The organism is Microbacterium resistens NBRC 103078 (genome assembly GCF_001552355.1).
GTDB classification, from domain to species: domain Bacteria; phylum Actinomycetota; class Actinomycetes; order Actinomycetales; family Microbacteriaceae; genus Microbacterium; species Microbacterium resistens.
Genome location: NZ_BCRA01000067.1, coordinates 1 through 10,813, shown reverse-complemented (window position 1 = coordinate 10,813; position 10,813 = coordinate 1). Strand labels below are relative to the sequence as shown.

Annotated in this window: 11 protein-coding genes; 8 read left to right on the top strand and 3 right to left on the bottom strand. The window is 71.5% G+C overall.

Annotated features, from left to right (window positions below; genetic code table 11):
• The 3 genes from MR1_RS11855 to MR1_RS11845 all read right to left on the bottom strand — a co-directional run.
• Positions 1 to 285, bottom strand: a 285-nt coding sequence (locus MR1_RS11855) for a hypothetical protein (RefSeq protein WP_157518114.1), incomplete at its 3' end; no start/stop codon positions are given.
• Positions 282 to 461 (bottom strand): hypothetical protein, encoded by a 180-nt coding sequence (locus tag MR1_RS11850; RefSeq protein WP_231819420.1) that lies wholly within the window; start codon positions 459 to 461, stop codon positions 282 to 284. The genes MR1_RS11855 and MR1_RS11850, both read right to left, overlap by 4 nt.
• 8 nt (positions 462 to 469) lie before the next feature.
• Positions 470 to 907, bottom strand: a complete 438-nt coding sequence (locus MR1_RS11845; RefSeq protein ID WP_084344568.1) for an Asp23/Gls24 family envelope stress response protein — start codon at positions 905 to 907, stop codon at positions 470 to 472.
• A 133-nt stretch (positions 908 to 1,040) separates the two neighbouring features.
• Here MR1_RS11845 and MR1_RS11840 point away from each other — a divergent pair, with 133 nt between their 5' ends.
• From MR1_RS11840 to MR1_RS11805, 8 genes are all read left to right on the top strand, one after another.
• Entirely contained in the window at positions 1,041 to 1,778 is a 738-nt protein-coding gene (locus tag MR1_RS11840) for a Pr6Pr family membrane protein (RefSeq protein ID WP_255218144.1), read from the top strand.
• A 41-nt stretch (positions 1,779 to 1,819) separates the two neighbouring features.
• On the top strand, positions 1,820 to 2,056 hold the full coding sequence (locus MR1_RS11835; RefSeq protein ID WP_233460125.1) for an AbrB/MazE/SpoVT family DNA-binding domain-containing protein: 237 nt from the start codon (positions 1,820 to 1,822) through the stop codon (positions 2,054 to 2,056).
• A complete protein-coding gene (locus MR1_RS11830; protein ID WP_067246810.1) occupies positions 2,040 to 2,456 on the top strand; it encodes a type II toxin-antitoxin system VapC family toxin in 417 nt (138 codons plus the stop codon). Before MR1_RS11835 ends, MR1_RS11830 begins: the two co-directional genes overlap by 17 nt.
• Before the next feature lie 179 nt (positions 2,457 to 2,635).
• Positions 2,636 to 4,081 carry an argininosuccinate synthase gene (gene argG / locus MR1_RS11825; protein WP_067246808.1) on the top strand — a complete coding sequence of 482 codons (1,446 nt, stop codon included), beginning with the start codon at positions 2,636 to 2,638 and terminating at the stop codon, positions 4,079 to 4,081.
• Positions 4,082 to 4,174: 93 nt separating this feature from the next.
• A complete protein-coding gene (locus tag MR1_RS11820) occupies positions 4,175 to 4,819 on the top strand; it encodes a TetR/AcrR family transcriptional regulator (protein WP_067246806.1) in 645 nt (214 codons plus the stop codon).
• Positions 4,816 to 7,725: a YhgE/Pip domain-containing protein gene (locus tag MR1_RS11815; protein ID WP_067246803.1), complete on the top strand. Its 2,910-nt coding sequence runs from the start codon at positions 4,816 to 4,818 to the stop codon at positions 7,723 to 7,725. Before MR1_RS11820 ends, MR1_RS11815 begins: the two co-directional genes overlap by 4 nt.
• Entirely contained in the window at positions 7,722 to 9,905 is a 2,184-nt protein-coding gene (locus MR1_RS11810) for a YhgE/Pip domain-containing protein (RefSeq protein WP_067246799.1), read from the top strand. Before MR1_RS11815 ends, MR1_RS11810 begins: the two co-directional genes overlap by 4 nt.
• A 124-nt stretch (positions 9,906 to 10,029) precedes the next feature.
• A partial coding sequence (locus tag MR1_RS11805; protein WP_174522537.1) for a penicillin acylase family protein occupies positions 10,030 to 10,813 on the top strand: 784 nt, incomplete at its 3' end.

The following is a 10,813-nucleotide window of genomic DNA, read 5'->3' as shown; positions in this document are numbered from 1 at the left end:
GACCCGCCGATCCGCGAGCTCGCGCAGCCCCTCCATGACGCCGCGGCGCACGTCCTGCGCCCTGGCGTCGAACGTGGTGCCGCCCTGCGGCGACAGCACGAGCGGGACCTCCACCGCTACGGCGAGCGCCCCGGCGGCGTCCGAGAGCCGCAGGCCGATGTCCCGCGCCTCCGCGTGCGCCGCGTCGCCGACGAGGGCGGTGGCGAGGTGCCGCAGCGCCTGCGCGCTGACGGTCACCCGCCCCGGCACCTCCGTCGCGACGCCGGGCGCGGCGGGGACGGTCATGACGACGACCGCCGCCCGCGGAACACGTCCATCAGCGCCCGCGGGTCCAGCCGGCCCTCGACCATGCGTCCGATCCCCGCGCCCAGCAGCAGCGCGGCCGCGACCAGGACGGCGGCCCAGAATCCGAACGCGATCCACGAGAGCGCGAGGACGCCGGCGACCACCGCTCCGGTCATGGTGGGAGTCACTGGACTCGCGCCTCCTCGGCCTGGTCGTCGTCGTCCGAGGGGATGTGCACGTCGTTGATAGTGACGTTGACCTCGGCGACCTCCAGGCCCACGAGCTCGACGATCGCGCGGGAGACCGCGGCGCGGACCCCGTCGGCGATCTTCTGGAGCGACACGGGGTAGTCCGCGACGATCGTGACGTCCGCGGCGACCTGCTTCTCCCCCACCTCGACGCTGACGCCCTGAGCCAGGTCCGTGGAGTTGAGCGCGTCGCGGATGGCGCCCACGACGCGGGCGGCCCCGCCGCCGAGCGCGTGCACGCCGTCCACCTCGCGGGCGGCGATGCCGACGATCTTCGCGACGACGCCCTGCTCGATGACGGTCTTGCCCGCCGGCTGCGCGGCGTTCGCCGGTCCCTGAGACTTGGGCGACGCGGCCACATTCACTTCTGCCATGACGATCTCCTGTTCTCCTCCGCACCGTTCGGTGCCCCTCGCCGTGAACCGGCGACACACCTATGACGGGGCGGAGACGGAATTCGTCACAAATCCGTTCGGGAGAATATCGGCCGCCCCTAAAGTGGGTCCCGTGACCTCCCCCGCCTCCCCCGGCACACGGACCGACGCGAGGACGACGACGCCCTCCACCGTCTGGGCCCTGGTGCGCGGGGCCACCGCCGCCCTCCTCACCGCCGCGATCGTGACGCAGCTGTCCACGACGATCGCGAACACGCTCGCCTCCCCGACGCCGCACGGCGGGCACCTCCCCACCGTGATCGCGAACTTCTTCAGCTACTTCACGATCCTGTCCAACGTCTCCGCCGTGGTCGCCTTCGCGCTCGGCGCCGCATGGCTGTGGGGACGCGGCCGCGACGGCCGCACCGAGCCGGCCTGGCTGGGCGTCCTGCTCGCCTGCGTCGCCACGTACATGATCACGACCGGCATCGTCTACAACGTGCTGCTGCGCAGCGTCTCGGTGGGCGTCACCCAGCCGTGGGTCAACGAGGTGCTGCACGTCGTGGGCCCGGCGGTCCTCCTGCTCGACGTGCTGTTCGCGCCGGGCCGGCGGCGCCTGCCGTGGTCGACCCTCGCCGCGATCGCCGCCTTCCCGATCGTCTGGGCCGTGTACACCCTGCTGCGCGCGAACCTCGTCGTCGCCCCCGCCACCGGAAACCCATGGTGGTATCCGTACCCGTTCCTGGATCCGCACCTCGTGCCGGGCGGGTACCTCGGCGTGGCCGGCTACATCGTCGGCATCGCGGCGGCCATCCTGCTCCTCGGCGCGGGCGTCATCGCCGTCTCCCGCCGCCGCGGGTCGGACGGCTGAGCCCGCCCACTCGCCCGCCATCGCAGTGGTATCCTTATGGCATGAAGACGACCATGGACAAGGCAGGGCGCATCGTGATCCCCGCGCAGATCCGTGAACGGCTGGGAATGGTGCCGGGTCCGGTGGACATGGTCATCGACGGGAACGGGATCCGGATCGAGATCGAGACGCACGACGATCTGGTGGAGGACGACGACGGACGTCTGGTGATCCGCGAGACCGGCGTGCCGCTCACCACCGAGATGATCCGGGAGATGCGGCTTGCCGATCAGCGCTGACGCCCTCGTCGACACGAGCACTGCCGTCGCGCTGCTGAGCCGGGATCACCCCCATCATTCGGACGTCAAGCGCGCCTGCCGCGGTGACGTTCTCGGCTTGGCCGGTCACGCCCTGTTCGAGACCTACTCCGTCCTGACCCGGCTCCCCGGCCCGGCGCGCCTGAGCCATGCCGCCGCACAGACCGCGATCGAGCGCGCCTTCCCCGCCTCGGCGGCCCTGCCCGAGGCCGTCGCCCTGGACGCGGTCGCCACGCTCGTCCGCGCCGGGATCGCCGGCGGATCCGTGTACGACGGGCTCGTCGGCCTGGCGGCGAAGGCTGCGGGGATCCCCCTCCTCTCCTGCGACCGCCGCGCTCTTTCCACATATGCAGCGCTGGGCGTCGACGTCCGCCTGATCTGATCAGGCAGCCTGCGTCACCCGAACCCGTCGCCCCGTCCCGACGCCCCCGGGGAAGACGCAGCGCACCACACGCGGACATGTGCTCTTCCTGCGGAGGAAGGCAGCGGATTCCCCCCCCCCTGCCGAGCGCACTCCTCCGGTCGCAAGACCGCCGACACGCCGCCGATAGACTGGGAGGCATGTCCAAGGTCCTCCAGTCCCTTCCCGTCGGCGAGCGCGTCGGCATCGCCTTCTCCGGAGGACTCGACACCTCCGTCGCGGTCGCCTGGATGCGCGACAGGGGCGCGGTGCCCTTCACCTACACCGGGGACCTCGGGCAGTACGACGAGGACGACATCGCCTCGATCCCGGGGCGTGCGCTGGAGTACGGCGCCGAGGCCGCGCGCCTCATCGACGCCAAGACCGCCCTCGTCGAGGAGGGCTTCGTCGCCCTGTCGTGCGGGGCGTTCCACATCCGCTCCGGCGGGAAGACGTACTTCAACACCACGCCGCTCGGGCGCGCCGTCACCGGCACCCTCCTCGTGCGCGCGATGAAGGAGGACGGCGTCGACATCTGGGGCGACGGCTCCACCTACAAGGGCAACGACATCGAGCGGTTCTACCGCTACGGCCTCCTCGCGAACCCGCGCCTGCGGATCTACAAGCCGTGGCTGGACGCGGACTTCGTCACCGAGCTCGGCGGGCGGCAGGAGATGAGCGACTGGCTCGTCGCCCACGGGTTCCCCTACCGGGACTCGGCGGAGAAGGCCTACTCGACGGACGCGAACATCTGGGGCGCGACGCACGAGGCGAAGACCCTGGAGCACCTCGACGTGTCCCTGGAGACCGTCGACCCGATCATGGGCGTGAAGTACTGGGACGAGTCGGTCACGATCGCGGCCGAGGACGTCACCGTGACGTTCGAGGGCGGCCGCCCCGTGGCCATCAACGGCGTCGAGCACAGCGACCCGGTGGCGCTCGTGCGCGAGGCGAACGCGATCGGCGGCCGGCACGGCCTGGGCATGAGCGACCAGATCGAGAACCGGATCATCGAGGCCAAGTCCCGCGGCATCTACGAGGCCCCGGGCATGGCGCTGCTGTTCATCGCCTACGAGCGCCTGGTCAACGGCATCCTGAACGAGGACACCCTCGCCACCTATCACGAGCAGGGGCGGCGACTGGGCCGCCTCATGTACGAGGGCCGCTGGCTGGAGCCGCAGTCGCTCATGCTGCGCGAGTCGATCCAGCGCTGGGTCGGATCCACCATCTCCGGCACGGTCACGCTGCGCCTGCGCCGCGGCGACGACTGGACGATCCTCGACACCGCCTCCCCGAACCTCTCCTACGGACCGGAGAAGCTCTCGATGGAGCGGGTCGGCGACGCGGCGTTCGGCCCGGTGGACCGCATCGGCCAGCTCACCATGCGCAACCTCGACATCGCCGACTCGCGCGCCCGCCTGGAGCAGTACGCGGGAATGGGCCTGGTCGGCGGCGCCACGGGCGAGCTCGTCGGGCGCGTCACCGCGGGGGAGTCGACGGAGATCGCGGGCGCCGTGGAGGGGTCGGTCAGCGCCGCGGACGCCGATCTCGCCGACGCGGTGGACGCCGCGTCCGAGGGCGCGGCCTTCGACACCGGCACCGACTGAGCCCTGGCGGGCGAGCATGCCCGCACGGAACCGTTCCTTCGAGTTGCCTGAAGAAACTTGCACACTATCGTGCAGGTTACTTAGCATGGGGGCGTGACCGACACCCCTGCCCCTCGGCGCCTGCGCCGCGACGCGGCGGAGAACCGAGCGGGCATCCTCGCCGCCGCCACCCGTGCCCTCGCGGTGGACCCGCACGCCTCCGTCGACCAGATCGCCCGCGCCGCGGGCCTCAGCCGCCGCGCGCTGTACGGGCACTTCGACGACCGCGGAGCCCTCGTCAGCGAGCTCATCCGGCAGGGCGCCCAGCGCTTCAACGCCATCGCGGAGGAGGTCCACGACGACGACTCCCGGGTGGCCCTCGCACGGCTGACCACGGAGCTCTGGCACGAGGCGGCGCACGTGCAGGTCGCCGCCGCGATCGCCCTCGACGAGGCCCACGTCGAGGAGACCGCCGCGGCCCTCGCGCCGCTGCGTCGCGTGGTGGCCGGGATCGTGCGCCGCGGGCAGGACGCCGCGCAGCTGCGCACCGACATCGCCGCGCCGACGCTGGCCCGGCTCATCGAGGAGACGGCGAGGACCGTCGTGACCCGCACCGACCCGTCCTCGACCGCCGCGGCCGATATCGCGGTGCGGGCCGTCCTGAGCATCGCCGGGCTGTCGTGGCGGGAGGCCGAGGCCCTCCTCGCCGCCCACCCGGAACTGACCGCCGCACCCGCAGCCCCGACGGACGCCGCATGACCATACGCACCCCGAACGCGTGGAGCGTCTTCCGCCGCGACGCGGGCCGGCTCGCCCGGCAGAGCAAGGCCTGGATCATCATCCTCGGCGTCATCGTGACGCCGTCGCTGTACGCCTGGTTCAACATCGTCGCGTTCTGGGATCCGTACTCGAACACGCAGCACGTGAGCGTCGCCATCGTGAACGAGGACGAGGGAGCCACGTCCGAGCTCACCGGGGACATCGACGTCGGCGGCGAGCTCGTCGCCCAGCTGAAGGAGAACGACCAGCTCGGCTGGGAGTTCGTCGACGAGGACGAGGCGATGGACGCGGTCCGCAGCGGACGCAGCTACGCGGCGATCGTCATCCCCGCGGACTTCAGCCGCGACTTCGTGAGCATCACGACCGGCGACTTCACGCGTCCGGAGCTGCAGTACTTCGTGAACGAGAAGGCGAACGCGATCGCGCCCAAGATCACCGATGTCGGCGCCTCGACCCTCGACACGCAGATCAACGGCACCTTCGTGTCCGTGGTCGCGGAGGCCGTGACCACCCAGCTGAAGAACGCGGGCGAGGACGCCGAGCACCGCCTGGGCGACGCGCGCGACACGACCGTCACCGCGCTCGACGACGCCGCCGGAAAGGTCGGCACCGCGCGCCAGCGGATCACCGAGCTGTCGAGCGGCCTGACGGACGCGCAGGGCCGGCTGGACGACGCGGCCGCGACCCTCGGCGACATCGACGCCACCCTCGGCGAGGTGCAGGACGCCGTGACGCAGGCGCAGTCCATCGCGGCGGAGGCCCAGCAGGAGCTGTTCACCGTCACCGACCGGGTGACCTCCGCGTACGTCTCGGGCGCGACCCTGCTCGCCGAGGCCTCCGCCAAGATGAACGCCTCGATCGCGAAGCTCGCCGCGGGCCTGCAGCAGGCGAACGTCGCGGTGGGCACCGCGATCGACGACCTCACCGCGGTCGTGGACGCCAACGCGAAGGCCCTGGCGGAGCTCCAGGAGATCCTCGAGGAGACCGACCCCGGCTCCGACGCGGCGAAGCGGCTCACCGCGGCGATCGACGCGCTGCAGGAGCGCAACGCCGGCGACCGCGCGCTGCTCGACCAGCTCACGCAGCTCAACGCCGACGTGTCGACGACCATCGCGTCGGTGCAGTCGGCGGCGGATGCGGTCGACGCGGCCGTCGGCACGGCCGCGACCTCGGCCGGCGCGATCCGCGACGCGCTGCGGCAGAGCGTCCCCGCCCTCAACCACGCGATGTCGGCGCTCTCGGCCAGCGCGGACGCGTTCTCCTCCGCCCTCGGCGCCCAGCGCACCCAGATCGTCCAGGCGCAGAGCCTGCTGGGAAACCTCAAGGGGCAGCTCGCCGCCACCACGGTCGCGCTCGCCTCACTGGACGGGAACCTCGCCACGGCGCAGTCCGGGCTCGGCGGGGTGCGCGCCGACGTCCTGGCTCTCAGCGCGGCGGACGTGTGGAACCGGCTCGGCACCCTCACCGGCCTCGACGCGGACCAGATCTCGCGCTTCATGGCGTCCCCCGTCGAGGTCCATGAGAACGTCGTCTTCCCCACGGCGGCCTACGGCTCCGCCATGGCCGCGCTGTTCACGAACCTGTCGCTGTGGATCGGCGCGTTCGTCCTGATGGTCATCATGCGCTTGGAGGTCGACACCGAGGGCGTGGAGGGGGTCTCGGTTCGTCAGGCGTATCTCGGCCGCTGGATGCTGCTCGCCTCGATCGCGGTGTTCCAGGCCGTGCTCGTGTGCGTCGGCAACCTCGTCATCGGGGTCCAGACGGCGAACGCGTTCGCGTTCGTCGGCACGGGCGTGCTCATCGGACTGGCCTACCTCAGCATCATCTACGCCCTGTCGGTGTGCTTCGGCTACGTCGGCAAGGGGCTGTGCATCCTGCTGGTGATCTTCCAGATCCCCGGCGCATCCGGCCTGTACCCGATCGAGATGATGCCGGACTTCTTCCGCGGGCTCTATCCGTTCCTCCCCTTCACGTACGGGATCGACGCGCTGAGGGAGACGATCAGCGGCTTCTACGGCGGACACTACTGGCGGTTCCTCGGGGCCCTGGCCGTCTTCGTCGTGCTCGCCTTCGTGCTCGGGCTGTTCCTCCGCCGGCGCCTCGGGAACTTCGCGCTGCTGTTCAACCGGCGCCTCGCCGAGAGCCAGCTGCTCGTGAGCGAGGACGTGCAGATCACGGGCCGGCGCCGCACGCCCGAGATCATCCGCGCCCTCACCGACGGCGACGGCTACCGCGCGGAGGTCGCGGTCCGGGCACGACGGTTCACCGACCGGTACCCGACGCTGCTGCGCCTGACCCTGATCGTCGGCGCCGGGGTCATGGCGGTGCTCGGCGTCATCGCCTGGCTGGTCCCGGACGCGAAGGCCCTGATGCTCGGCCTGTGGGCCCTGTGGTGCCTGATCCTCATCGCCTTCCTCGTGACGCTGGAGTACGTCAGGCAGAGCATCCAGCAGGCGGCCGAGATCGGCGAGATGCCCGAGGCCGAGCTGCGGGACGCGCTGGTCGCCGAGAGCGCTCGGGACACGCTGCTGCTGCCCGTGGGGGCGACGGCCGCCGGGGGGACCGCCGCCGCGCTCGACGTGCCCGCCGGGGAGCACCGGGCCTCGGCCCGTGACGAGTCCGCGGAGGCGGAAGAGGAGCCCGCGGAGGGGACGGCCGTCCTCGACGCGCTGTTCGCCGACGGCGCGGACACGGACGCGGAGGCCCCGGCCGACGACGACGCGGAGACCGGTACGGACGCGAAGTCCGTGCCCTCACCCGATCCCGATCCGCCCGCGACGACGCCGATCGCCGCCCCCGCGGACACGGCAGAGCAGGAGACCGAGGAGATCGAGGCGCCTGAGAACGCGGTCCCGGACCACGGGGACGGGGAGGAGACGAGATGAGGAACATCCTCCGCCTGTTCCGGCACGACCTGCGCCGCGCCACCGGCAGCGTCATGACGGTGATCGTGCTCTTCGGCCTGGTCGTCATTCCCTCGCTGTTCACCTGGTTCAACGTCATCGCGAGCTGGAACCCCTTCGGCAACACCAGGAACCTCACCGTCGCCGTCGCCAACACGGACGACGGCTTCCAGAGCGATCTCATCCCGCTGCGCATCAACGTCGGCGAGCAGGTGGTGTCGGCGCTGCGCGCGAACAAGGACCTCGACTGGGTGATCACCTCCGAGGAGGACGCGATCGACGGCACCGAGTCCGGCGAGTACTACGCCGCGATCGTGCTCCCGCCGACCTTCAGCGCCGACATGATGACCTTCTACGCCGACGGGTCCGAGCGCACCCGGATCGAGTACTACACGAACGAGAAGAAGAACGCCCTCGCCCCGAAGATCACCGAGCAGGGCGCGGGCGAGGTCTCCACCAGCATCAACGAGGTGTTCACCGAGACCCTGGGCGAGGCGGCGCTGAACATCATCACGTCGCTGTCGTCCTTCCTCGACGACGCGGACACCCAGGCCGTGCTCTCCCGGCTCCAGGCCCACGTCGGCGAGGTGTCGGCGCAGCTGCGCGCGGGGGCGGCCACCGCCGACATGTTCACCTCGCTGATCGCCTCCAGCCGCCCCCTCGTCGACAGCGCGGGGCAGCTCGTCGAGGGCTCCGGAGCCGCGCTCCGCGACGCGACCGGCGCCCTGGGAGCGGGCAAGGCGGCCGCGCAGGAGCTGAAGGACGTGCTCGCCACGACCACGGCCGCGCTCGGCGACGCCCTCGCCGGCACCTCCGAGAGCTATCAGGCCGTCGCGGACAGCATCGACCAGGTCTACGCCGCGATGGACGCGCAGTCCGCCACCACCGCCGACGCCCTGCGCGCCGCGGCCGCGCGCGTCCAGACCCAGATCGACCAGCACCGGACGCTGCGCGACGACCTCGTCCAGAACGTCCGCCCGCTCCTCCCCGAGGCGGCGCGAGGGCCGCTCGACCAGGTGGTCTCCCGGATCGACGCCGCCATCGCCCGGGAGCAGGCCCTGCACGACCGGCTGGAGGAGGCCGCGACGCGGGTCACGGACAGCAACGCCGAGAGCCAGGCCGCTCACGCCGAGATCAGCGGACTGGTCGCCGAGGCCAAGGCCGCCGTCGACGACGCCCGCGACGCCTACACGGGAAGCCTGCAGCCGAAGCTCGACGCGCTGGCCGACACGCTGTCCGTCATCGGCGGGAACATCGACGCGATCGGCGCCGACCTCTCCTCCGTGGCCGACTCCCTCTCCGGATCCGACTCCCTGAGCACCGCTCTGACCAACGCCGAGACGCTGACCACGGGGATCTCCGCGTCCCTCTCCGAGACCGCGGGCCGTTTCGACGCGCTCTCCGCCGCGCTGGGCAAGGCCATCGACACGGGCGACCTCACCGAGCTCACCGACGTGATCGGCGCGGACCCGAAGGCGCTCGCGACCCACCTCGCCCAGCCCGTGGCCCTGGAACGGGTCCCCGTCTTCTCGGTCGTCAGCTTCGGCGCGGCGATGACGCCCCTCTACACCGTGCTCGCGCTCTGGGTCGGGGCCCTGCTCATCTCCGTGTCGATCCGCGTGGACCCGCCCCAGGGCGCGGGGACCGACCTCCCCGCACTCTCCCCGGCGCAGACGTACCTCGGGCGCTTCGGCGTCTTCGCCCTCGTCGGGTTCCTGCAGAGCTCGCTCGTGTGCCTCGGCAGCGTGCTGTTCACCCAGGTCCAGCCGGCGCACCCGTTCCTGCTGATCCTGGCCGGATGGGTCATGTCCCTGGTGTTCACGCTGATCGTCTACACCTTCGTCGTCACGTTCGGAAACGCCGGCAAGGCCCTCGCCGTGCTGCTCCTGGTCATCCAGATCTCCAGCTCTGGCGGCGCCTACCCGCTGCAGGTGCTGCCGGAGTGGTTCCAGGGCGTCAGCCCGTTCCTCCCCGCCACCCACGCGGTGAACGCGATGCGCTCGGCGATCGCGGGGATCTACGAGAACGACTACTGGGTCTCGCTCGGCTCCCTCGCGCTGTTCGCGGTGCCCGCGCTGCTGCTCGGCCTGGTGCTGCGCCTTCCTCTCATCGGGTTCAACCAGAAGCTGCTGCGGGCCCTGGAGTCCACCCGCCTCATGTGAGGCCCCACGGCGTCCGCTCCCGGGCGGCGCGGGGGCCGCGCGCTAGGATGCGAGGGCATCTCCTCGCAGAGACCCACGCACCCGAATCGTGGGACTGCGTGTCAGCCGGAACGAAGGACGCGCGATGTCGACGACTCTTCCCCCCTCCGCCGCCGAGCCCCGCCCGAGGCGCCGGGTCGGCCGGATCGTCGGGCGGGTGGCGTTCGGCGTGCTCGCCGGCATCGTGGTCCTCGCGACGGCGGCGGCCTTCTTCGTCGTCTGGACGATCCAGCGCTCCTTCCCGCAGACCACCGGCGAGCTCGCGCTGTCCGGGCTCGAGGCCCCGGTCACGGTGCAGCGGGACGACCGCGGGATCCCGACGGTGTCGGCTGACAGCACGCACGACCTCTTCTTCGCGCAGGGCTTCGTGCACGCTCAGGACCGCTTCTTCGAGATGGACTTCCGCCGCCACGTCACCAGCGGCCGCGTCGCGGAGCTGTTCGGCGCATCGCAGGTGGAGACCGACAAGTTCCTCCGCACCCTCGGCTGGCACGAGATCGCCCAGCAGGAGGTCGACGCGATGGACGAGACCACGCGGAGCTACTACGAGGCGTACGCCGAAGGGGTCAACGCATACCTCGCCGAGAACACCGGCGCCGAGGCGTCCCTGGAATATGCCGTGATCGGCATGACCAACCCGGACTACACGCCCGAGCCGTGGGAGCCCGCCGACTCGGTGGCCTGGCTGAAGGCGATGGCCTGGGACCTGCGGACCAACATCGAGGACGAGACGACCAGGGCGATCCTCGCCCAGACGACGGACGCGGCCACCATCGACGCCGTGTATCCCGGGTACCCGTTCGACCGGAACCCGGTCATCGTGCCGGTGATCACCGACCTGTCGGGCGAGGGCACCCCCGCGGCGCCCG

Bases quoted from the DNA above. Each gene is read 5' to 3' on its own strand.
- MR1_RS11810 (WP_067246799.1), top strand. From the start codon at position 7,722: ATGAGGAACATCCTCCGCCTGTTCCGGCACGACCTGCGCCGCGCCACC.
- MR1_RS11850 (WP_231819420.1), bottom strand. From the start codon at position 461: ATGACCGGAGCGGTGGTCGCCGGCGTCCTCGCGCTCTCGTGGATCGCG.
- MR1_RS11845 (WP_084344568.1), bottom strand. From the start codon at position 907: ATGGCAGAAGTGAATGTGGCCGCGTCGCCCAAGTCTCAGGGACCGGCG.
- MR1_RS11835 (WP_233460125.1), top strand. From the start codon at position 1,820: ATGAAGACGACCATGGACAAGGCAGGGCGCATCGTGATCCCCGCGCAG.
- argG (WP_067246808.1), top strand. From the start codon at position 2,636: ATGTCCAAGGTCCTCCAGTCCCTTCCCGTCGGCGAGCGCGTCGGCATC.
- MR1_RS11815 (WP_067246803.1), top strand. From the start codon at position 4,816: ATGACCATACGCACCCCGAACGCGTGGAGCGTCTTCCGCCGCGACGCG.